16 protein-coding genes are annotated in these 24045 nt (G+C 42.8%); 12 read left to right on the top strand and 4 right to left on the bottom strand.

The annotated features are described in order from the left end of the window. Positions 1 to 10: 10 nt before the first annotated feature. The 4 genes from GHNINEIG_RS08245 (at position 11) to GHNINEIG_RS08230 (ending at position 4511) form a co-directional block, all read left to right on the top strand. A complete protein-coding gene (locus tag GHNINEIG_RS08245; protein ID WP_135796200.1) occupies positions 11 to 1186 on the top strand; it encodes an FAD-dependent monooxygenase in 1176 nt (391 codons plus the stop codon). Then, positions 1183 to 2430, top strand: a complete 1248-nt coding sequence (locus GHNINEIG_RS08240; RefSeq protein WP_135796199.1) for an FAD-dependent oxidoreductase — start codon at positions 1183 to 1185, stop codon at positions 2428 to 2430. Before GHNINEIG_RS08245 ends, GHNINEIG_RS08240 begins: the two co-directional genes overlap by 4 nt. Then, positions 2427 to 3413, top strand: a complete 987-nt coding sequence (locus GHNINEIG_RS08235) for an ion channel (protein WP_135796198.1) — start codon at positions 2427 to 2429, stop codon at positions 3411 to 3413. The genes GHNINEIG_RS08240 and GHNINEIG_RS08235 overlap by 4 nt, the downstream gene beginning before the upstream one ends. A 141-nt stretch (positions 3414 to 3554) precedes the next feature. Further along, positions 3555 to 4511 carry a LysR family transcriptional regulator gene (locus GHNINEIG_RS08230; RefSeq protein ID WP_135796197.1) on the top strand — a complete coding sequence of 319 codons (957 nt, stop codon included), beginning with the start codon at positions 3555 to 3557 and terminating at the stop codon, positions 4509 to 4511. Between the two features lie 145 nt (positions 4512 to 4656). On the opposite strand, the gene GHNINEIG_RS08225 is transcribed toward GHNINEIG_RS08230, so the two are convergent. Beyond that, complete coding sequence (locus GHNINEIG_RS08225) at positions 4657 to 6066, bottom strand: PhoH family protein (RefSeq protein ID WP_135796196.1); 1410 nt, start codon at positions 6064 to 6066, stop codon at positions 4657 to 4659. A gap of 42 nt (positions 6067 to 6108) precedes the next feature. Then, entirely contained in the window at positions 6109 to 6591 is a 483-nt protein-coding gene (locus tag GHNINEIG_RS08220) for a peroxiredoxin (RefSeq protein WP_135796195.1), read from the bottom strand. A 178-nt stretch (positions 6592 to 6769) separates the two neighbouring features. Here GHNINEIG_RS08220 and dapA point away from each other — a divergent pair, with 178 nt between their 5' ends. From dapA to soxB, 4 genes are all read left to right on the top strand, one after another. Next, a complete protein-coding gene (gene dapA, locus GHNINEIG_RS08215) occupies positions 6770 to 7645 on the top strand; it encodes a 4-hydroxy-tetrahydrodipicolinate synthase (protein ID WP_135796194.1) in 876 nt (291 codons plus the stop codon). A gap of 4 nt (positions 7646 to 7649) precedes the next feature. Then, positions 7650 to 8843: a hypothetical protein gene (locus GHNINEIG_RS08210; RefSeq protein ID WP_135796193.1), complete on the top strand. Its 1194-nt coding sequence runs from the start codon at positions 7650 to 7652 to the stop codon at positions 8841 to 8843. 73 nt (positions 8844 to 8916) lie between these two features. Next, positions 8917 to 12795, top strand: coding sequence for a phosphoribosylformylglycinamidine synthase (purL, locus tag GHNINEIG_RS08205; RefSeq protein WP_135796192.1), 3879 nt, complete (start codon positions 8917 to 8919; stop codon positions 12793 to 12795). A gap of 228 nt (positions 12796 to 13023) precedes the next feature. Further along, the gene (gene soxB / locus GHNINEIG_RS08200; protein WP_135796191.1) at positions 13024 to 14934 is read left to right on the top strand and encodes a thiosulfohydrolase SoxB; all 1911 of its coding nucleotides are present in this window, start codon (positions 13024 to 13026) and stop codon (positions 14932 to 14934) included. A 185-nt stretch (positions 14935 to 15119) separates the two neighbouring features. Here the strand turns inward: soxB and GHNINEIG_RS08195 are convergent, their stop codons facing one another. Beyond that, complete coding sequence (locus GHNINEIG_RS08195) at positions 15120 to 15407, bottom strand: GIY-YIG nuclease family protein (protein ID WP_135796190.1); 288 nt, start codon at positions 15405 to 15407, stop codon at positions 15120 to 15122. A gap of 151 nt (positions 15408 to 15558) precedes the next feature. After that, positions 15559 to 18198 carry an endopeptidase La gene (gene lon, locus GHNINEIG_RS08190; protein WP_223260861.1) on the bottom strand — a complete coding sequence of 880 codons (2640 nt, stop codon included), beginning with the start codon at positions 18196 to 18198 and terminating at the stop codon, positions 15559 to 15561. 198 nt (positions 18199 to 18396) lie between these two features. Here lon and mog point away from each other — a divergent pair, with 198 nt between their 5' ends. From mog to GHNINEIG_RS08170, 4 genes are all read left to right on the top strand, one after another. Then, positions 18397 to 18942, top strand: a complete 546-nt coding sequence (gene mog, locus GHNINEIG_RS08185) for a molybdopterin adenylyltransferase (RefSeq protein WP_135796189.1) — start codon at positions 18397 to 18399, stop codon at positions 18940 to 18942. A 37-nt stretch (positions 18943 to 18979) separates the two neighbouring features. Continuing rightward, positions 18980 to 19912 carry a 50S ribosomal protein L3 N(5)-glutamine methyltransferase gene (gene prmB / locus GHNINEIG_RS08180; RefSeq protein WP_135796188.1) on the top strand — a complete coding sequence of 311 codons (933 nt, stop codon included), beginning with the start codon at positions 18980 to 18982 and terminating at the stop codon, positions 19910 to 19912. 116 nt (positions 19913 to 20028) lie between these two features. Further along, positions 20029 to 20976: a carbonic anhydrase gene (locus tag GHNINEIG_RS08175; RefSeq protein ID WP_135796187.1), complete on the top strand. Its 948-nt coding sequence runs from the start codon at positions 20029 to 20031 to the stop codon at positions 20974 to 20976. 152 nt (positions 20977 to 21128) lie between these two features. Beyond that, positions 21129 to 23936 (top strand): DUF748 domain-containing protein, encoded by a 2808-nt coding sequence (locus GHNINEIG_RS08170; RefSeq protein WP_135796186.1) that lies wholly within the window; start codon positions 21129 to 21131, stop codon positions 23934 to 23936. The last annotated feature ends 109 nt before the right edge of the window (positions 23937 to 24045 follow it).

The raw sequence follows: 24045 nt of genomic DNA, 5'->3' as shown, positions 1-24045 counted from the left end.
CGGGCTTTACATGACAATTGAGAAGAAAGACGTCTTTATTTCAGGCGGTGGCCCGGTTGGGTTGATTTTGGCGATCGGGCTTGCACGTGCCGGAAAATCGGTTGTGTTGGCTGAAAAAAATGCGTTTGATCAAGGCGAAAAAGGGTCCTTTGATGGGCGGGTGTTGGCGTTAACGTATGGCAGTGTCTGTTTTTTAGAGTCGTTAGGCATTTGGCAAGAGCTCAAGTCATATGCTACACCGATTGAGCATGTTCATGTCTCGCAAAAAGGGTATCTGGGGTTAACACACCTGCATGCGGCTGAAATGAAGGTACCTGCTTTGGGGTACAGTGTCACTGCCTCTGATTTAGGGAATGTATTATGGCAACTGGCGACCGACTTAAAAGAGGTGGCTTTATTTTCCCGGTCAGGCCTGGCTGATTTTCAGCAAAAAGACTCTTTTCAGCAAGTTTGTCTGGATACTCCTAGTGGTCAGCGAAACTTTGAGGTCAGCTTAGTGGTGGGGGCGGATGGCACTCAGTCAACGGTTCGACAGGTATTAGATCTTCCCATCGAGGTTAAAGATTATCAAGCGTTTGGTGTGATTGCTAAAATCGAAACGGAGCAGCACCCTAATGGTTGGGCGTTTGAACGTTTTACCGAGCAAGGCCCCGTCGCATTGTTACCGATGCACGGTCATGAAAGTAAAGCTGTCTGGGTGGTGCCCGCCGATGAAATCGAACAGGTAAGAGCATTGGATGATAAAGCTTTTATGCAGACCTTTTCTCAAAGAATGGGGGAACGCTTGGGGGGCTTTGTCTCAGTCAGTGAGCGAGTGTTTTATCCGTTGACGGAAACGTATGTTCCAACCTTTATCAAGCCTCGTGCAGTATTGATGGGGAATGCTTCGCATACACAGCATCCGGTTGCCGCTCAAGGATTAAACTTGGGTATCAGTGACATTCAGGCCTTCTTGGAGGAGTCGCAAGAGATGACTGATTTAGGTGAATGGACGTTGTTATCGAGCTATGCCGAAGAGCGTAAAGAGCATCATGAAAAAATCATGGGGTTGACTGATGGGTTGATTCAGTTATTTCAGACGGAATCTCCTGCCATAGGTCATATGCGAGGCTTGGGTTTGATGGCGATGAATGCCATTCCATCTTTCAGAAAGCGGTTTACTAAAATGACGATGGGCATGAAATGATTGAAAACACACATTCAAAATCCACTTTAGAGTCCAGCGTTTGGGATGTTGTGGTTGTCGGTGGCGGAATGGTCGGTGCCACAGTGGCGCTAGGGCTTGCAAAAAGTGGGTTTGAAGTGTTGATGCTGGAACGCCAAGCGCCTGACTTAAATTGGGATGAAAACGCACCAATGCAAACACGAGTCAGTGCTTTAACACGGGCTTCCGAACATATTTTAAAAAATCTGGGAGCCTGGACGGGAATTCAAAATCGTCGTTATCATGCTTTTACAGACATGCATGTTTGGGAGTCTATATCGGATGCTCAAGTGCATTTCGCGTCTAAAGAAATCAATGAACCTAACTTAGGGTATGTGGTTGAGAATCAGGTGATTCAAGCTGCGTTATGGGAAGAGATTATTTCCCATGAAAATGTACACGTTGCCGTGGGACATGCTTTAACCGGATTGGTATTGTCCTTAGATCATGCGAGCTTAGAGTTAGACGCTTCTATTGAAATAAAAGCCAAGTTGGTTGTAGGGGCTGATGGCGCATTTTCGAAAACCCGAGATATGGTTGGTATCGCTATTGAAGAGCATGATTATAATCAGTGTGCCGTGGTGGGCTGTGTGAAAACAGAGTTGCCTAACCAAGATACGTGTTGGCAACGTTATCAACCCGATGGGCCTTTTGCCTATTTGGCCATGCAAGACAGCTGGAGTTCGATTGCTTGGTATTTACCGACAGAAAAAATGCAATGGGCACTGTCGTTGTCTGATAACGCTTTTGCTGAAGCCATTGCCGAAGCATCGGCTTATAAGTTAGGAAATGTGATAGAAGTAGCTGATCGTACTGCTTTTCCATTGGTTCGGCGTCATGCGGGACATTATGTGAAGCCGCATTTTGCATTGGTAGGCGACGCAGCGCATACCATTCACCCGCAAGCGGGGCAGGGGGTGAATCTCGGTTTGTTGGATGCCGCTGCCTTGGTCGAAACCTTGTCTCAGGCACGTCAAGAATCTGATAAAGATTGGAGTCGTTTAAGTGTTTTGCGGCGTTATGAACGTTGGCGTCGAGGCGATAATGCGATTGTGCAGCGCTCAATGGAAGGGTTTGATTGGTTGTTTAAACAAGAAAATACATTTAAAAATGAAATTCGTAAACGGGTTTTGCCATTAGCTGATCAAGCTGTTCCGATTAAAAACTGGTTGATGGGGCAAGCGCTAAAAGGTCGGGGTGTGTTGCCGGAGTTAGCACAAGTATGAGTTTTAACTTTCGAAGTGTGAATATCAAAGCATTTTTGGGTGTTGAAGGGGTGTCGCCTTTTGAAAATACCCGTGCGATTAAGGTAGGGGGGTATCTTTCCTACGCGGTTTTTTTAGCGTTATTGATTGTTGTCGTGCAATTGGTGTTGGATTATTCCGATACCATTCAGGATGGCTTCTGGGTCTCCGTATTGGTTTGGCTGGTGTTCACAACTGAGTTAGTGATTAATTTATGGTTGGTGGATAATCGAAAGCGCTACCTCAAACATAATTGGTTAAATGTTTTAATCATTATTATTGTGTTTCCGTGGTTCAGTTATGGAAGTGAATGGGCCGCGATTCTGCGAGGACTCAGACTTCTTCTCTTTTTAAGAGTGGTGCTGGATGTGTTTGGCGATGTGGTCAACTTGCTGAAACAAAACAGCTTTGGATTGGTTCTGGCCGGTGCTTTCTTTTTCATTATCCTTGCAGGTGCTATTTTCTCGGTAATTGAGGGTGTCGACTTCACTGATGGTGTTTGGTATGCCCTAGTGACGATTACCACTGTGGGGTATGGTGATGTGGTTCCGCTGACAGGGGAAGGTCGGCTGTTTGGCGGCGCTTTAATTATTATTGGGGTTGCACTGTTTTCATTGGTTATGGCAAATATCTCAGCTTTTTTGATTGGATCAGAGCAAAAAGAAAGAGAAAAAGACATCTTGAACCATGTCAAAAAAATGCAGGATCACTTGGATGTTCAGGCGGAGCTGAATGAAAAACGACTAGCAGAGATATTGTCTGAAATGTCATCCAAGGTTGATGATTTGGAAAAAAGAATGCAAGCATTTCATGCGGAAAGATTTGATAGCAGCTTGGGACTTTTGGATAAAAAAGTTCGTATGGAAAAAGAAGAAATTCTGCAAAAAATGCGGCAAGAGAATGAAGCTGTTTTATCAGAACTAAGACGTACGACTTTAAAAAAAGAAGATAATAAAAAAACCTAATAAATTCATAAAGAAAAGTGCTTAAGTGTTTGTCGATATAAGCTTTATTGGGGGGTAGCCATAAAATTAATTTTGACATTTTTTTAAGATAGAACTATAGTCTATTCACGATAGTTTTATAGACGAAAAGGCATTTTCATAATGGCTGATAGACGGCTTCAAGTATTTTACACAGTAGCAAAAGTATTAAGTTTTACTAAAGCAGCTGAAACGCTTCACATGACGCAACCTGCGGTGACTTTTCAGGTTAAGCAGTTAGAAGAGTTTTTTAACACTCGGCTATTTGACCGAACGCATAATAAGATTACCCTGACTGATGCGGGAAAGATTGTTTACGATTATGCGGAAAAAATACTGGATCACTATGAGAAGATGAATAGTGAGGTCAGGGAGTTGACCGGGGAAGTCACCGGCAGCTTGTTGATTGGAGCCAGCACCACGATTGCCGAGTATATGCTGCCAAGTCTACTGGGCGCATTCAAGAAGCAGTTTGAAGATGTAAATATTCGTCTTCAAGTTGGTAACACCGATGCGATTGTTGCCATGGTCGAAAACAATATGATTGACCTTGGGGTGGTTGAAGCGCCGGTTTATAACAAAAACCTGGAAGTGGAAGTGTGTCGTCTAGATGAGATGGTTCTGATTGTGCCACACGGTCACCCACTTTCTAATCGTGACAAGATTTCAATCGAAGATATGCGTAAGTATCGCTATATCTCCCGAGAAGAAGGGTCTGGTTCACGCTCCGTGATTGATAATTACATTCGTGAGCAAGGTTTGAGCTACTCTGATTTGAATGTTGTGATGGAGTTGGGAAGCCCAGAAGCCGTCAAGATGGCTGTTGAATCAGATGTTGGTTTGGCCATTGTCTCGAGAACCACGATTTCTAAAGAATTGAAGCTTGGAACGCTGAAGGCGTTGCCACTTGATCCTCCGCTGAATCGACCATTTTCGCATGTACGACAGAAGCACAAGTTCCGTCACCGTGCCGTTGGCGAGTTGCTTGATTTTGCAGTGGATTACTGCAAAGAAAAAGCCGTTGAGCAAGGGTTTAGATTGCCGAGCGAAGAAGATATGGAGAAGTACACTTCTAAATAACTTGGAAGTGGCTAGAAAGATAAAAGCCCTAAAAACAACCAGGCCTGGTTGTTTTTAGGGCTTTTTTGTTTATGGCGTTATGGCATGAATAAGCAATGGCTCTGTGTCTGAATGCAGTGTGACGAAGAGCCATTGTCAAAGGAAGTTATAAAGAGTCGGAGGCAAACTCTGCTAAACGGGAGCGTTCTCCTTGTCTAAGAGTGATGTGCGCACTGTGAGGCCAGTTTTTGAATCGATCTACAATGTAGGTGAGCCCTGTTGTGGTTTCGGTTAAGTAAGGGGAGTCAATTTGCCCGATATTCCCCAGGCAGACGATTTTAGTTCCTTCACCAGAACGTGTTATTAATGTTTTCATTTGTTTCGGTGTCAGGTTTTGTGATTCGTCAATAATGATGAATTTATTTTGGAAGGTACGCCCGCGCATAAAGTTAAGAGATTTGATTTTAATACGCTTGTTGAGCAGTTCCTGGGTCGATTCTTTTTCCCAGTCTGTAACATGTCCATCTGAATGCGTTAACACTTCCAAATTATCCATCAATGCGCCCATCCACGGCGTCATTTTTTCTTCTTCCGTGCCGGGTAGGAACCCGATGTCATCCCCAATGGGGATGGTAGCGCGAGTCATGATGATTTCGTTGTAGATACCTTCATCAAGGGTTTGTTCGAGTGCTGCGGCCAAAGCTAACAAGGTTTTCCCTGTTCCAGCCGTTCCCAATAATGAAACAAAGTCAATGTTAGGGTCCATTAAGAAGTTTAAAGCCAAGTTTTGTTCTTGATTACGTGCGGTAATACCCCAAACACTGCGTTTTGATTGCTCAAAGTTGTGCATGTATTCCAAGGTGGCAATGTTATGTTCCACTTTGCGAACAATGGCGCTGAAGCCAGATTCGTTTGCACTGAGTAAACACTGGTTTGGATACCAATGATGCGTTTCATCTAACTCCAGTTCATAGAAGGTTTTGTTGTCTTCCTGCCAGGATTTCATTTTGCTGAAGTTCTCTTCAAAAAAATGTTCAGGCAAGATCTCCCAGCCGCTGAACAATAAGTCCGCATCTTCCAATACGCGGTCATTGTAATAGTCTTCAGAATGGAGACCGACTGTAGAGGATTTGATGCGCATGTTGATGTCTTTTGTCACCAAAGTGACGTTGCGACTGGGGTATTGTAGTTTTAGGGCTAAGCCGGTTTGAAGGATGTGGTTGTCTGCTTTGTGGCTTGGCAAGGTTTCAGGGAGTTGAGCCACCATTGGTTCAGTTTCGAAAAATAGTTTGCCTAAATGCAGGTTTTCGCGTTCTTTATTCGGATGAATGCGCTCCAAATCCAATCCTAACTTAATTTGTTCAAAGCTGGCGTTGCTAATGATCTGATCGATCAAACGGTTGGTTTCACGTACATTACGGGAGACTTCAGACATCCCTTTTTTGCCGGCATCAAGCTCTTCGAGTACCGTCATGGAAATGAATACGTCATGCTCTTCAAAATTGAAAAGTGCCATCGGGTCGTGCATTAAAACGTTGGTATCAAGAATGAATAATCTTTTTGGGCTGTCGGTCATTTAATAGCATCCTATGTTAATGCGGCTTGCGCCAGAATCAGGTTAATTCTTTACATTTTGTACGGCTTCCAAAACTTCTTTTACATGGTTAGGAACTTTGACTTTTCGCCATTCCTGAATCAGTTCTCCTTCTGGGTTGATTAGAAAAGTGCTGCGCTCAATTCCCATGTATTCACGACCATAATTTTTTTTAAGTTTGATGACATCGAAAATATTGCATAAGGTTTCGTCAGGGTCTGAAATTAGCTCAAATGGGAAATCGAATTTGCTTTTAAAGTTTTCATGTTTTTTGATGGAGTCTTTTGAGACGCCATAAATGACAGTATTCTCTGCTTCGAAGTTCGGATAAGCCTGGGTGAAGTCTTGGCCTTCTGTGGTGCACCCCGGGGTGTTGTCTTTGGGGTAAAAGTAAATGACAGTGTAATGGCCTGTTAGGTCTTTTTCGGAAACGGTTTGGTTGTTTGTGGTTTCGAGTGAGAATGAAGGGACTTTTTGCCCGATTTGTAGAGAAGGTGTTGTGGTCATTTGTACTCCTTTTTTTAATCAGTATGCAAGGTTTAAATTAATTGTTCAATGAAAAATTTATGAAAAAGAAATTATCCTGTCGAAACTGTGAATAAGCGAAATAATCGCTTGAAGAAAAAGGGGTGAAAAGGTAATATTACTCTTTTATTTTACATTCATTTTGTTGGAGAAAATCATCGTGTTTAGAGGGAGTATGGTGGCCTTGGTCACACCCATGATGGGGGACGAATCTGTGGATTTTGATGCACTTGAAAGATTAATCGAGTTTCATATCAAATCCAAGACTAAAGCCATCGTTGCGATGGGAACAACAGGTGAATCAGCTACGTTGGATTTCCAAGAACATCGTGACGTGGTACGTTTTGTGGTGGAAAAAACAGCAGGTCGCATCCCGGTAATAGCAGGAACGGGTGCTAATTCAACGACAGAAGCGATTGAATTGACACAATATGCAAAAGAAGTGGGGGCGGATGCCTGTTTATTAGTAACGCCTTACTACAACAAACCAACCCAAGAAGGGTTGTATCTTCATTATAAGAAGATTGCTCAGACGGTTGATATCCCTCAGATTCTTTATAATGTGCCAGGTCGAACAGCTTGTGATTTGTTGCCTGAGACCATTGGGCGATTATCCACTATCAACAACATCATCGGTGTGAAAGAAGCCACCGGAGACGTCAGTCGTGTTGGTCAGATTAAAGAGCTGGTTGATGAAGACTTTGACTTATACACCGGAGATGATGCGACAGCGGTTGACTTCATTTTAGAAGGTGGACATGGAGGCATCTCGGTTACCGCGAATGTGATGCCGGCATTAGTGTCAGAAGTGTATGATGAAGCTCTGGCAGGTAATGCAGAAAAAGCGAGAATGATGGATGCACCGTTAACCGAGCTGCATAAAAATTTATTTGTGGAAGCTAACCCGATTCCTGTGAAGTGGGCGATGGCAGAAATGGGATTGATGGGTGGGGCAATTCGTTTGCCTTTAACACCGTTGTCTGAAAAGTATCATGCTTTGGTGCGTCAAGCTTTACAAACTGCAGGAGCGTTATAACTTTATGTTTCTGCTAACTCAGAACCCCTCTCTTAATCCTCGCAGCGTGTCTATTATGGCGGCCGCTATCAGTTTCTCATTGCTTGTAACCGGCTGCTCTTCAACGCCTTCAAGTCAAAAAAATGCTGATAGTGTATTGGACTATGATGCCGATACTTCTTATCGGGAGACTGAAAAAAGCCTGTCAAAAGACCTTGCGGTTCCACCTAATCTATTTTTACCTTCTAAAAAGCAAGATGAATTTGATATTGCCATCTCAAACACAGGTAAGTTAGAAGAAGAATATCGCTATATCCCAACGTACCGTGCTGACCATTTAGCGGTTAAATCAAACTTATCTGGACGTTGGCTTGAAATCAAAGGAATGTCGAGTGAAAAGGTTTGGCAAGGGGTTCAATCCTTCTTAGTGTCGTTGGGGATGCCTGTTAAAGAAGCCCGCAAAGATACCGGGTTTATCCGTACAGAGTTCGTTCCCCGTAAAGAGCTTGTTCCCTTGGATGATCAAGGGCCTTTGACGAAACTGTTGAACAGTTGGCGTCCAGAATTGGCAGATGGTCTTTATGATCGTTTGATTGCTCAAGTGGAGTATGATGCGGGTCAAGACGTTACCCGTGTTTATTTCCACCACTATATGGTAGCCGATCCAAGTGTGGCGGACTCTGAAGATGCTGCAGTTGTTGTAGATTCAGGCTGGAAGGTGAAGCCTTACAACCCCTTGATTGAGGCGGAAGCAACATATCAGGCCATGATTTTCTTTGGTGCCTCTCAAGGAGAGTCCTTAAAAGCCATCCAAATGACCCAAAACCAAGTGCATTCGGAACAAGAGGATTCCACGAATGGTTTAAAAGTGGATGCTTCTGCTGCGGAAACTTGGTCTTATTTAAAAGCCATGTTGTATCGTTCTGGCTGGTTCTATGAGCATATCAAACCAGTTACTAAGGAAGTTTGGGTGGTTGTTCCGGCATCGGTGCGTAAAGAAAATAGTTTAGGGTCAAAATTAGCCTTTTGGCGTAGTGACGATGATGCTGAAAAATATATTCCAAAGCGCATCAAGTTCACTGTTGAAACGCTTAATGAGCAAACGCCAGATCGTTCCAGCGGAAGTTTGTTAAAGGTGGATACGGCTGAGTCATCTGAACCTTTAACGCCTGAGAAACGCCGTTATATTTTTGAGTCCTTAGGCTTGCTGAAGCCGTAAAACTCATTCATTTCAAATCATTTACTATTCACCCTTGGTTACATACCGAGGGTTTTTTGTATAAGGAAAGACTATGCAAATTATCTGGGGAAATTCGGCTCATTCTGAGTATCGTTTAAACCAACTTTTAAATAAACTCTCGAAAGTAGGGTCTATTTCAAGCTTAAAATCACAATTCATTTACGCAGTTGATTTGAATGATGATGCCTCTGAACTGAGCGCTTCTGACTTAACAAAGTTAGGTGTGTTGTTAAACGATACAGAAAAGGATCTGTCGTCTGAATTCAACGAGACGGCTTGTGTTGTAACGCCGCGTTTGGGTACGATTTCTCCTTGGGCTTCTAAGGCAACTGATATTACTCACACATGTGGTATTGAGACTATCCATCGAGTTGAACGTGGTATTGTGTATTTTCTGGAAGGGGTAACATCAGAAGATCGCGCTGCGATGGAAGCCTTGTTGTTTGATCGTATGGTTGAGCAGGTTTTCCATTCCTTAGAAAATTTGAAAGGCCTGTTCTCGCATCAGTCACCTAAAGCATATGAAACGGTTGATGTGTTAAATAGTGGTGCTGAAGCACTTCAACAAGCGAACTCTGCAATGGGGTTGGCTTTATCAGATGATGAAATCGATTATTTAGTCTCGGCTTTTAAAGGGTTGGAGCGAAACCCGGTGGATGCTGAGCTGATGATGTTCGCGCAAGCCAATTCCGAGCATTGTCGTCATAAAATTTTTAATGCCGATTGGACCATCGATGGCGCGGATAAACCGAACTCGTTATTTGGTATGATTCGAAACACGTATCAAAAGAATCCGCAAGGCGTATTATCGGCTTATAGTGACAATGCCGCGGTGGTGGAAGGGTATAAAGCGACTCGTTTTTTTCCGAACCCTGAATCTCGTCAGTATCAATACAGTGATGAAAATGTTCACTTCCAAATTAAAGTAGAAACGCATAATCACCCAACCGCGATTTCGCCTTGGTCAGGTGCCGCAACAGGATCCGGTGGTGAAATTCGAGATGAAGGTGCGACTGGACGAGGGTCTAAACCAAAAGCCGGTTTAACGGGCTTTACGGTTTCCAATCTAAATATTCCTGATTTCAAGCAACCTTGGGAATCGGTTTATGGAAAACCAACACGAATTGTCAGTCCGCTTGAAATTATGATTGAAGGCCCTCTTGGGGCTGCAGGATTTAATAACGAATTTGGTCGTCCGGCCATCAATGGATATTTCCGTACTTATGAAAATGCATTGATTACGCATGATGGAGAAGAAATCCGTGGGTATCACAAGCCTATTATGCTGGCAGGTGGGCTAGGCAGTATTCGTGAGCAACATATTCAAAAGAACGACATTCCGGTCGGTGCGAAGCTTGTCGTATTAGGTGGCCCTGCCATGCTAATTGGTCTAGGTGGTGGTGCAGCGTCATCGGTAGACAGTGGTGCAGGCTCAGAGACATTAGACTTTGCTTCGGTTCAGCGTGAAAACCCTGAAATGGAGCGTCGTGCTCAAGAAGTGATCGACCGTTGTACTTATTTAGGCGATCAGTCTCCTATTGCCTCTATTCATGATGTTGGGGCTGGTGGACTATCGAATGCTTTCCCTGAATTAGTGAATGATGCTGGACGGGGTGGAAAATTCCAGTTGCGCGATATACCGAATGATGAGCCAGGTATGTCTCCAATGGAAATCTGGTGTAATGAATCACAAGAGCGGTATGTTATTGCGATTTATCCGGATCAAATTGAACAATTTGAAGCCATTTGTCAGCGTGAAAGATGTTTATACGCCATTGTCGGTGAAGCAACCGAAGAACAAAAATTAGTGGTGAATGATACGGTGTTTGATAATAACCCGGTCGATATGCCATTGAATGTCTTGTTAGGGAAACCGCCTAAAATGCATCGTACCGTTGAATCTCGTTTGATTCCTCAGCCGGGGTTTGAGCCAGCGGTTCTTGATTTTAATGATGTAACTGAGCGCTTGTTGAAGTTGCCGACGGTTGCGAACAAAAGCTTTTTGATTACCATCGGAGATCGTAGCATCACTGGGATGGTCACACGAGATCAAATGGTCGGCCCATGGCAAGTTCCAGTCGCGAATGCTGGGGTTACCTGTTCTGATTATCAAGGGTATACGGGAGAGGCGATGGCAACAGGCGAGCGTCCTCCTGTGGCTTTGATTAATCCGAAAGCTTCTGCGCGTTTATCCATTGCAGAAGCCATTACCAATATTGCTTGTGCCAAAATTGAAAAGATGAGTGATATTAAGATTTCGGCAAACTGGATGGCAGCAGCCGGACACCCTGGTGAAGATTCAGCTTTGTATGATGCTGTTGAAACCGTTGGATTGGAACTTTGCCCTGCCTTAGGTATTGCGGTTCCGGTTGGAAAAGACTCTATGTCGATGAAGACGGTTTGGCAAGACGGTGATGAATCAAAATCAGTGACTTCTCCGGTTTCTTTGAATATCACCACGTTTGCACCGGTTCAGGATGTTCGTAAGACTGTCACACCTCAGCTGAGAACCGATTTGGGTGAAACCGAGCTGTTAGCGATTGATTTAAGTCGTGGGCAAAACCGACTGGGTGGAAGCTGTTTAGCGCAGGTTTATAACCAAGTAGGTGATGTGTCGGCCGATTTAGATTCGGCCGAAGACTTACTGAACCTCTTCAACTTCGTACAGACTTTAATGGCCGATGATTTGATCCAAGCTTACCATGATCGTGCAGATGGTGGCTTCCTTGTGACGCTATTGGAAATGGCATTTGCAGGGCATTGCGGGTTGAACTTGGATACGAGTGCATTAGGTGAGGAAGCGATTTCCGCCTTGTGTTCCGAGGAAGTAGGGGTCGTGGTTCAAGTGAAGGCCGATGATAAGACTGCTGTTGAAGCGCTGCTCAACTCATATAATTTATCGGATGCTGCTCATTGGGTCGGAACGCCTTCTGATTCCGATCAAATTGAAATCACGGCGCATGGCAAAACGTTGTTGAAAGGTTCTCGTAAAACTTACCAGGCCTGGTGGTCAGAGACCAGCTATCGCATGCAAGCGTTGAGAGATAACGAAGCTTGTGCTAAACAGGAATTTGATGCTATTCAGCAAGATGCCAATACGCGTATTCAGCCTGTTGTGACATTCGACCAGAATGAGGATATTACGGCAGAGTTCTCTCGAACTAACCGTCCGAAAGTTGCGATTTTACGCGAACAGGGCGTCAATGGTCAGCAAGAAATGGCGGCGGCATTTGATCGTGCCGGCTTTGAAGCCATTGATGTTCATATGTCGGATGTGCTTTCTGGAGAAGTGTCATTTGAAGATTATCGAGGCTTAGTCGCCTGTGGTGGTTTCTCTTATGGGGATGTATTGGGTGCCGGACGCGGTTGGGCAAATTCGATTCTATTCAACGAGACGGCTCGCCAAACCTTTGAAGGATTCTTTAAGCGAGAAGATACGTTTACGCTGGGGGTCTGTAACGGCTGCCAGATGCTATCAAATCTAAAAGAGATCATTCCGGGTGCGGACAGCTGGCCGAAGTTTGTTCGAAATGAGTCTGAACAATTTGAAGCTCGTTTTTCTTTGGTGGAGATTCAAGAATCCCCTTCTATTTTGCTAAAAGGAATGGCTGGGACGCGTATTCCCGTTGCTGTTGCACATGGAGAAGGTCGTATGGACTTTGGTCAGCGCTCAGCGCAAGAGGTCGATGGTTTGGTTGGCGTGCGATATGTGGATTCTGCAGGGAATCCTACTGAAGCCTATCCCTTTAACCCAAATGGATCTGAAGCGGGTATGACAGGATTAACCACAACCGATGGTCGTGTCACCATCATGATGCCGCATCCAGAACGCGTATTTAGAACTGTTCAGAACTCATGGCACCCAGATGACTGGTTAGAAGATGCCCCTTGGATGCGTTTGTTCCGTAATGCACGTAAATGGGTGGGGTGATTTCTAACTTATTGAATGTCATGTGAAAGGTTTGTCTAAAGTCAAAGCTGAGTCGATTTCACTATAAGTGATTTTTATAATGTATAAATAAAATTATTTTTGTGATAACTTTAGTTTATTTGACTTTTTATAGGCCTTTCTTTAATGTTATACAACTTTATTTTTCGACCTTGTTTCAAGTCAGAGGCTTGAAACGGCTTTTTTAAATTTCAAACGGAGTAGGGCACTATGTCTTTAAATCGTCGTGAATTTCTTCATGTAATGTCTATGGCTGCAGCAGCCGGTATGCTACCTGGTACAGCCAGCGCTATGTCTACAAGCCCAGATTATAAAGGTGCACCAGCATCAATGGATATGTATAACTTGCCAATGAAAGGGAAAGTTCGTTTATTACATATTACAGACACACACGCTCAGTTAAAGCCTATCTACTTCCGTGAGCCTAATGTTAACTTAGGAACAGGACCTGCATTTGGTAAATTGCCACATGTTGTAGGGCACAAACTATTAAAAGAATTAAACATCAAAGAAAACACGCCTTTAGCGCATGCTTTCACTTACCTAAACTTCCAAGATGCTTCTGAGCAATATGGTAAAGTTGGTGGGTTTGCTCACCTTAAAACATTGCTAGACAAGTTGCGTGAATCAGCAGGTGGGCGTGAGAACACTTTATTAATGGATGGTGGTGACCTTTGGCACGGTTCAGGGACAGCTCTTTGGACACGTGGTGCGGACATGGTTGAAGCATCAAACCTAATCGGGGTGGATGTGATGACAGGTCACTGGGAGTTCACTTATAAAGAAAACGAAGTTTTAACAAACTTAAATAACTTCAAAGGTGAATTCTTAGCGCAAAACATCCGTGTTAAAGAAGATTCACTATTTGGTGATGCATACCGTGATATGGTTGATCGTCATAACGGTACCGGTCTGTATGATGAAGATGAAGGGCGTGCATTTAAGCCTTACACAATCAAAATCATCAACGGTGAGCGTATTGCTGTTGTAGGTCAAGCGTTCCCTCGTACTGCGAATGCTAACCCACAATCTAACTTCCCAGATTGGTCATTCGGTTTGCGTGAAGATGCACTACAAGAAACGGTTAACGAAATTCGTGAAACGAAAAAAGTAGCAGCGATTGTAATGATCTCTCATAACGGGATGGACGTTGATTTGAAGATGGCTTCACGTATCAACGGTATCGATGCAATCTTCGGTGGTCATACACATGATGGTATTCCGAAAACAACACCTGTTAAAACACCAGAAGGCGGTGTTTGTCACGTAACAAATGCTGGTTCTAACGGTAAGTTTGTTGGTTGCATGGATTTAGACATTCAAAACGGTAAGCTACGTGGTGTGAACTACAACTTGTTACCTGTTTTCTCTAACATCTTACCAGCCGATGAAACGGTTCAAACTTTCATTGATCACCTATATACAAAAGTATATGACAAGTCGATCGTTGAATCTCGTGACCCATCTCGTGCGTATAACAAAGATCGTCTAGGTAAAACGTATGGCGATATCCTAAATGAAGAACTAGCGGTTGCAGAAGATACTCTGTATCGTCGTGGTAACTTCATGGGTACATGGGACCAAATCATTGTAAACTCTCTACGTGAAGAGCATGACGCACAAATCGCGATGTCTGCTGGTGTACGTTGGGGGACATCTGTTCTAGCGGGTGAAATGATCACTATGGAACGTGTTATGGATGAAACGTCAATGACTTATGGTGAAACTTATAAGTCTGAAGTGACGGGTGCTCAAATGAAAGATATCCTAGAAGGTATCTGTGAAAACCTATTCCAAAAAGACCCGTACCTACAGTCTGGTGGGGACATGGTTCGTCTAGGTGGTATGGATTACACATGTGAGCCAAATGCAACTTTAGGTAACCGTATCTCTGACATGCGTTTAGATGACGGTACGCCACTAGAAGCAAACAAAACTTATAGTGTTGCTGGTTGGGCGCAAGTTGAATCTGTTGGTGATGGCCGCTTAATGTGGGATGTTGCAGCAGACTACCTACGTAACCACAAAAACGACATGAAGCTTAAGAAAGTAAACCATCCTAAGCTGAAAGGTGTTAAAAACAACCCAGGTATCGAAGACTACCCAGGTGAAATGGCTTAATTGTTAAAGATTAGCTATGAATAAAAAAGCCCGCCATTGAGCGGGCTTTTTTATTTAAACTCTTAAATATTTATTGTGTATATATGCGATTTCTTAATCCAATTCATGTAACTTTTAGGATATAAATTTTGTAATATTTACACGACTAATGATAGTTAAGAATAGGTAAACTGCATTCCGCATTATTATATTTTTGGTTTGAATTTAGGTCGTTGGTTATATCCAACTTCGGGATTATTTGATTGGTACTCTCTGATAAGTTCAACTTCCTTTCGATTTATTTCTTTTGTGTTTTCTGATTCAAAGATAATTTCTTTCCTGATGCTAAAATCTTTTTGTTGCTCTGTAGAAAAATCTTTAGATACTAAATTAGTATCAACACTTCCAAAATAAGTGAGAGTATTTGTTAAGTCCTTACCTATATAGATTTTACCGTTTGGGTAAGTGATTTTATAGATGACCTTATTGCTCATATAACTATCCTGACGTGAAAACTATTTTTACTGTAATGATACAAGGTAATAACTTAGGTTAGTTCAAATTCTTTTTGTTCCTATTTATTGTTTTGGGCATAAAAAAACCACCAGGCCTGGTGGTTTTTTATAGGAATGGTGGGGCATTAACTTAAGAAGTTGTTTCTTGTGTTTTCTTTTCCTCAGCCGGTGTATCGACAGTCTTACTTAAATATTGTTTTAAAGCACTGGATTTACTTCGGATATGAAAAGTCAGCTTCGCTACATCATCAAAATGTTTTGCAAAGTGCAACGTCATGCCTTCTTTTAAGTAGTCCGGCAGTTCATCATAATCTTTACGGTTTTCATCCGGTAAAATCAACTCCTTGATGCCAACACGTCGAGCAGCGATGACCTTTTCACGAATGCCTCCGACAGGCAGAACTTGTCCGGTTAAGCTCAGCTCACCCGTCATCGCCAGTGGTTTTTTAATCGCTTCATTACGTGCCAGTGAGAGCAACGCGGTTGCCATAGTGACACCTGCACTGGGACCATCTTTCGGCGTAGCACCATCGGGAACGTGTAAGTGCACAAATGCTTTATCGAAAAACTCCGGGTCCGCTTTATACTTATCCAGATTAGATGCGATATAACTGTAAGCAATGCTGGCCGATTCCTGCATCACATCACCTAATTGACCAGATAATTTAAACCCTCTATTCAACGTATGAACTCGGCTGGCTTCTATCGTTAGGGTTGCGCCCCCCATTGAGGTCCATGCCAAGCCGGTCACTGTTCCCATTTGTTGGCTGGTTTTTTCAGGGGTGAAGCGCGGTTGTCCTAGCATTTCTTCCAAATCATTGACGTGCAAAGTGGTTTGTTCCATTTCACCATTGACGAATTTAATCGCCTGTTTACGAATCAATTTGGCTAATTGTTTTTTCAGGTTTCGAACACCAGCTTCACGTGCATAGCCTTCAATGACATGACGTATGGTTGCTGGTGTGATCTGGATCTGTTTTTTATTCAGCCCTGCATCCTCCAGCAAAGACGGCCATAAATGATGTTTGGCAATCTGGATTTTTTCTTCGGTGATGTAACCGGATAAACGAATCACTTCCATTCGATCCAATAATGGCCCTGGAATACTGTCTAGCGTATTCGCCGTACAAACAAATAGGGTTTTGGATAAATCGAAACGAATATCCATATAATGATCCATAAATTCTGAGTTTTGTTCAGGGTCCAGTACTTCCAATAGCGCTGAAGCAGGGTCGCCTTGGTAAGAAGACCCTATTTTATCGATTTCATCGAGCATAATGACCGGGTTGGCGGTTTCACAATCTTTCAAAGCCTGTACAAACTTACCGGGCATTGCCCCAATATAAGTACGACGATGCCCTTTGATTTCAGCTTCATCTCGCATGCCTCCCACGGAAAAACGATAAAATTTACGTCCCAGTGTATCGGCGATGGAGCGCCCAATAGACGTTTTCCCTACTCCCGGAGGACCGACCAAGCAGATAATCGAACCTGAAATTTCGCCTTTTAACGCACCTACTGCTAAAAATTCCAGAATACGGTCTTTAACATCATCCAGACCATCATGGCCTTTGTTAAGGATTTTACGGGCACGACCAAGGTCAAGTTTATCGTCGCTGTATTTCCCCCAAGGAAGCTGTGTCAACCAGTCTAACCAGTTGCGAGCCACGCCATATTCAGGTGATTGAGGATCCAGCATATTAATTTTACCGAGCTCTTCTTCGGCTTTTTTGGTTGCTTCTTCTGACAGCTCAAGCTTGTCTAAGCGCTCCTTGAACAAATCGGCATCCGCAGTACGGTCATCTTTGACCATGCCCAGTTCTTTCTGAATCTCTTTTAATTGCTGGTGCAAGAAGAATTCTCTTTGTTGTTGACTCAGGTTTTCTTCCACGCGCTCACGGATATTAAATTGAAGTTTGGTCACTTCAATCTCATGTTTGAATAAAGAGAGTACTTTTTCCAAGCGCTCACTTAAATCTAATGTATCTAACAAGTCTTGGAGTTTTTCATTGCTGGCAGCTGTCAAACTGGCTGCGAAGTCAGCTAAGTGCTGAGAGTCAGATGCACTGTATCGATTTAAGAAGTACTTCAACTCTTCGCTGTATAGTGGGTTGAGCGGAAGCAATTCTTTAAAAGCGTTCATAATCGCTAGACCATATGCCTTAAACTCTTTCGGGCTGCCATTGCGAATATCGTTTGGATAATTGACCCGAGCGCGAAAAGGCGCAGAGCTACTGAGCCAGTCGGTTATTTGAAAACGACAAACCCCTTCCGCAATCAGCTGAATATAATCGTCTTTGATTTTAGGTTCGTGGATACGAATCAACGTTCCAGTCTTGGCAAAATCTTTCGGTTTGGCTTTATGGTGATCTTCTGCTTCGACGTAAATGATTCCGATATAGTGAATTTTGTCATCAATTACTTTTTGGATGGTTTTAGACCAAGAATTTTTATCCAGAATGATCGGCAATGTCTGACCCGGAAAGAAAGGACGCTCCTTAACCGGTAATAGATATAACGAGTCTGGTTTGGAGCTATTGGCAGTAACCAATTGCGTCATGGTGGAATCCATGTCAGATTGGTCATTGGCAATGTGCTCTCCGTCGATTGCTTCACTTTGCTGATTTAACTCAGTCTCTTCAAACTCGGAAGTGTTGTCTACAAATTCATTAAATTCGATTTCTTCTTCATGCATAGAATCGTCCATTTCTGCTTCAAGCTCTTGAATTTCTACGGTTTCTAAATCGGTTGAGTCATTGTCGTGTGTCATGTAAACAGTCTTCTTTATTTCAATGGGTTTTTTATGGGGGGAAAAGCTGTAAATTCAAGGGAAATCGGGATAATTTTTGAAAATTTTGTAGGAAATTTCAGCGAGGTAAAAAAACAGCTTTGGTTCTTTGTTTTCTGGTTATGCAGTATGATATGCACAATTAAGAAAAAATAGTAGAAAAGAAGGTAAAAAAGAATCATGAAAGAAATCAAAATAGGATTTGTCACCGTTTCCGACCGAGCAAGCCGTGGAGAATATGAAGACCTGGGTGGTCCGGCTATGCAAGAATGGATTGGAAAAGCACTGACTTCTGAATGGACGCCGGTTGCAAGAGTGATAGAGGATGAGCAGGGTTTAATTGAAAAAACGCTGAAAGAGCTAGCGGATGAAGAAAATTGTGATTTGATTTTAACGACCGGTGGTACAGGCCCTGCCAAACGAGACGTAACGCCTGAAGCGACTGCTGCGGTGTGCGATAAAATCTTGGACGGGTTTGCGGAACAAATGCGAGCGGTTTCCCTCCAGTATGTACCGACCGCGATTTTATCTCGACAAATCGCAGGGACTCGTGGCGCCAGCCTAATTATCAATTTACCAGGAAAACCTTCTGCCATCAGTGAGTGTTTAGAGGCTGTCTTTCCGGCCGTGCCTTATTGCATTGATTTGATTGAAGGGGCGTATTTGGAAACGGATGATGATTTTGTTAAAGCGTTCCGCCCAAAACACGCGAAAAAACCAAACTAAATTGACCTTTTGAGATGTCTAAAAAAGAGAGAACCGCATGACTAATTTTAATTATCAATATGAACACTTGGAAACGGTGAGTGACTTTGTCAGATGGGGAGGCACATTGTTTCAAAAAGCGGGACTCTCTTTTGGTCATGGGACAGACAATGCGTTTGACGATGCCCGAGTGTTGGTGTTTTATGCTTTGAGGTTGCCATGGGATATCCCTGAAACGTATCTATTGTCCCGTTTAACGATTACCGAAAAACGGGAAGTCACCGATCTTTTTCGTCAACGGATTGAAAGTCGAAAACCTACGCCTTACTTAACGGGGGAGGCCTGGTTTGCCGGTCTTAAATTTAAAGTCTCCGAAGCGACATTGGTACCGCGTTCTCCGATTGCTGAGTTAATCGCCCAAGAATATCGACCATGGGTTGAGCCTGAATCAGTTCATCGTATTTTGGATTTATGCACTGGAAGTGGTTGTATTGGTTTGGCCAGTTTACAAGCTTGCCCAAATGCAACAGTTGATTTAGTGGACATCTCTCCAGAAGCATTGGAAGTGGCGCAACAGAATATTGAAATGTACCATTTGGAAGAAGTGGCCAGTGCGATTGAATCTGATTTATTTTCAGCCTTGAATGGTCGAAAGTATGATTTGATTGTTTCAAATCCTCCTTATGTCGATGCGATTGAAATGGATGCTTTACCTGAAGAATTTCACCAAGAACCGCGTTTGGGATTGGAAGCTGGACAAGATGGTTTGGACTTGGTTCGTCGTATTCTTGCCGAAGCCTCAGCGCATTTGACCGAAGAAGGGACATTGATTGTGGAAGTGGGCGTCTCTCAATTTTATTTGGAGCAAGCGTATCCGGAATTGCCTTTTTATTGGTTTGAGTTCGAGCATGGTGGGGAAGGGGTTTTTGCGATTCAAAAATCTGAATTAGATGCTTTTCAAGCGCTTTTAAATCAACGTGTAAATCCTTAGAAAGGGTGTAAGTTTTCTTAAACTCATGGTCAATAGCGCAAATTGGTTAATTATTTGCTTTAAAAAGTTTCATTAGGAACTTGCTGTCAAAAAAATGCTAATTTTAAGGAAGACAAATGAAGAAACGGTTTAGCTTTATTGTTATTTTGCTGGTCGCTTTGCCTCTTTATTCAGCCAACAATGTGGCTGCACCATTGATTGATTTAGGTGCTGAAGCAAAAAAACAAGCGCAGAAATCGACCACGACTCAGCCTGCCGAGCCTGAAAAAGAAGCGGCTACTAAAGTCGCTGAAAAGCAGAAAGAAAGCCAAAAGAAATCCAAACCAAAACCGAAAAAACCACCACATTGGGGATACTTTGGTGAAGAAGGGCCGAAATATTGGGGTGAGCTTGCGCCTGAATTTGCCACTTGTAAAACTGGCAAGAACCAGTCACCGATTAATTTAAAGCCTAAAGAAGCGATTGGAACCACCAGTTTGCCAGGGTTTGATGTGTATTATCGTGAAACGGCGTTAAAACTGGTGAATAATGGACATACGCTGCAAGTCAATATTCCATTAGGCAGTTATATTAAAATCAATGGTCATCGATATGAATTGTTGCAATATCATTTCCATACGCCTTCAGAGCACCAGAGAGATGGCTTTAATTATCCGATGGAAATGCACCTCGTGCATAAAGATGGCGATGGAAATCTTGCCGTGATTGCGATTTTATTCCAAGAAGGGGAAGAAAACGAAACCTTAGCGAAATTGATGTCGTTCTTACCTCAAACATTAAAGAAGCAAGAAATTCATGAATCGGTCAAGATTCATCCGGCAAAATTTTTTCCAGCAGATAAAAAGTTTTATAAATACAGTGGCTCTTTAACCACGCCGCCTTGCTCAGAAGGGGTTTACTGGATGGTTTTCAAACAGCCGATTCAAGCTTCTGTGATGCAACTTGAAAAAATGCATGAGTATTTAGGTTCCAATGCACGTCCTGTGCAGCCTAAGAATGCCAGAACCCTTTTGAAGTCTTGGCCGGATCGTAATCGAGCCAACACGGTTTACGAATTTTACTAATCGGTTAACGGGATTCCGTTTTATAAGGCGTTGTCTCGAACCTCCAAAAACGGCCAGGCCTGACCGTTTTTGGAGGTGGTTTTGTCATCTATGGCATTTAAAATCTTTCTGTTACAATGAATTAATATCATTATCTGAGAGCTGAAAGACGCATGAAAGCCATTCTGTTACGCTGGAAATCCCTTAAAACACGTTATAAATCTTTTATTATTACGGCTCTTGTTCTGGCTGTTTTCTTATTCTTTTTACCCTTAATGCTTAAAAAAACCATTGAATATGCACTGGTTCAGCAAGGAGCGGAATCGGCTCAGGTCGAAAAAGTGATTATTAACCCTTTCAGTGGTCGCTTGGAACTGTTTAACCTTTCCGTGTCAACGAACCAGCAACAGCAGCTCAATCTGGGGCATTTAAAAGTTAATTTGGGGTGGTTGGACTTGCTGCAAAGGCATATTAATCTGCAAACCTTAGAGTTGTTCGACACAACATTGTTTCTGACATATCAGCCGAATGAGTACATTCGAGTGGGAGGCATAAGCTTTCCTTTAAACACCAAACAATCCGTGACGACGCCTGAAGAAGCGGCAAAAAAGCCTTTCTTTTGGGGGTTGGGGTTTCAAAACCTGGTTTTAAAAAATGCGACTTTAAACCTTAAGACACCCGAATTGAATAAGGTTATTCAGTTTGAAGACGTCTCCGTGTCCAGAACAGCTAATTGGAAACCAGAACTGTATTCACAGCTGGGTTTTCGTATTCAGGATGATAAAGGACTGTTAACGGGGAATTTAGATACCAAGATATTCTCCGATACTCAGGTCATTAAAGGTCAAATCCAAATTTCAGATTTTGATTTGCACTCTTACCAAGGGTATTTGCCAAAAACATGGGAAATGTTTTCGGGATTAGCTTCCGGTGAACTGGAGGTTAAGGTAAAAAACCACTATGGTGCAGTTGATATTCAGCAAAGTGGTCAAATTGGTGTACGTAATCTAACCTTGCAACAGCAAGATTTTCAAATCCAATCCAATGCGGTTGACTGGAACGGTCAGCTGACTTTTAGCATTGATAAAAATGACGGTTACACACTGCAGGCGAATGGCGAATGGCAATTGAATCAGTTTGCTCTGACGCAACCACAGCAACTCATTCACCTGGAGGATTTGAAGTGGTTAGGGCAAGTCAATATAGAACAGCAGTCAAAGAAGCTACAAGTTGAAAGTCGTAATCAATTAATGGTATCCGAGTCTGGATTTAAGCAAGATCATTTGGATACCAAGATTAAGACGTTGTTCTGGAAAGGGCCTCTCACCTATCAAGAAACAACAGCGACCCCATCGCAGAAAAAATCCAAGATTATGTTGCAAGGAACGCAATTGGCGTTAGAAAAAACATCCGTGGCTTTGGACGATCTGCGAGTCAGTAACGATTTGCTTCAATGGCAAGGCGGTGTAAATATAGAGCCAAATGCAGAAAAGCCTATGGACATGTCGGGGCAGTTAGGGAGCTCGAAACTGATTGTTCGCAATGCAACATTGAACAAAAGGGTTCTACAATTAGCGCAAATGAAATCAAATGTGCAGTTTCAGTCTCCAAAAACCATTCAATTCAAACAGTTGTCATTGGATGATATTGCGGTCGGTCAGAAAGTTGATTCCGCTGCGCCATTTCTACAGGTGGCGGGAATACAACTGTCAGATTTGATGATGGATGGTAATAGTAAAACCGAATTAGGAAAAGTGACCGTTCACAATGTCGATGCCCATTTAACATTAAATGCGCAGCATGAATTGGAAGAAGTGCAGGCGCTGATTAAATCTTTGGGTGAAACCAGTGAATCCCCATCCAGCAAAATGAAATCTGAATCGACACAGAACCCGGTTGAACCTGTATCCAGTGAAACAAAAAATGCAGCCATAAAATTAGAGCAATTTTCCGTCACCGGACAGAAGAATCACATCGTTTTTGAAACGCACGGGCTGGATTCAAAAATGAAACAGAATATTCATTTAAAGCGGGTTGAATTGGGCTCTTTAAATTCTGAAAAACCGTTATTAAAGACACCTGTCAAACTGGAAGCGACGGTTGGGAAATATACTAAAATTGGCCTAGAAGGGAGTCTTCATCCTTTTACTCAAAAAACGAATATGGATGTAAGGTTTAACGTGGATGAATTGGATTTGTATGCCTTTTCGCCTTTGATTAAAGATGCTTTGGGTTATCGAATTCAAAGTGGAGCGCTGACTCTGGAATCGGATATTCAAATCCAAGAGGACATGCTCAAATCTAAAAACCATCTGGCCTTGAAAGGGTTTGAGCTAGAGAACAGTACAGAAGAAAGTACTTCTACCGACGCATCCAACAGCCAAGATATTCAAGCAGACGGATCATTAACAGGTGGGACAGCGAGTCTGGCATTGAACCTATTGCGCGATAATGAAGGAAAAATAGAACTGGATATTCCTATTGAAGGCGACTTGTCTGATCCAAGTTTTCGCTTAGATCAAGTGATACAAAAAGCCGTACTTAACGCTTTGCAAAGTGGTTCAAAAACGATGTTAGCCATGACGCTTCAACCCTATGGTGCGATTTATCTGGCGGCAGAGTATGCTTTTAAGCAAGCTAATACCGTGACGTTACAACCGATTTCTTATGAAGTTGGGCAGAATAAAATTAAACCGGGCATGGCACAATATTTACAAAAAATTGTGACGTTATTGGAAGATAAAAAAAAGATTACTTTAAAAGTGTGTGGTTTCTACAACCAGCAAGATCGAAACTATTGGATTCAGAAGGGACTGAAAGATCAAGCATTGCAAGACACGCTTTATTCTTTAGCTCAAACGCGTCAAAACCAGGTTAAAGACTGGTTGGTTGAGCAAGGAGGCATTCATTCCAGTCGATTGACGACGTGTCACCCTTCCTTTGAAGATTTACCCGAGACCGGTGTTTTGTTGTCAATGTAGTCTTTTAAAGATTTTAATGAAAAAGTAGCTGTGGAGCTTTCATGTTAAGCAAAGAAGAATTAATTTCAAAACCGATTGTTTTAAATAAGTGAGAGGTCAGTAGCAAACG

This window comes from Hydrogenovibrio crunogenus (assembly GCF_004786015.1).
In the GTDB taxonomy this organism is placed as follows: domain Bacteria; phylum Pseudomonadota; class Gammaproteobacteria; order Thiomicrospirales; family Thiomicrospiraceae; genus Hydrogenovibrio; species Hydrogenovibrio crunogenus.
The sequence above is the reverse complement of the archived record's forward strand: the minus strand, read 5'-3'. Positions and strand labels throughout refer to the sequence as shown.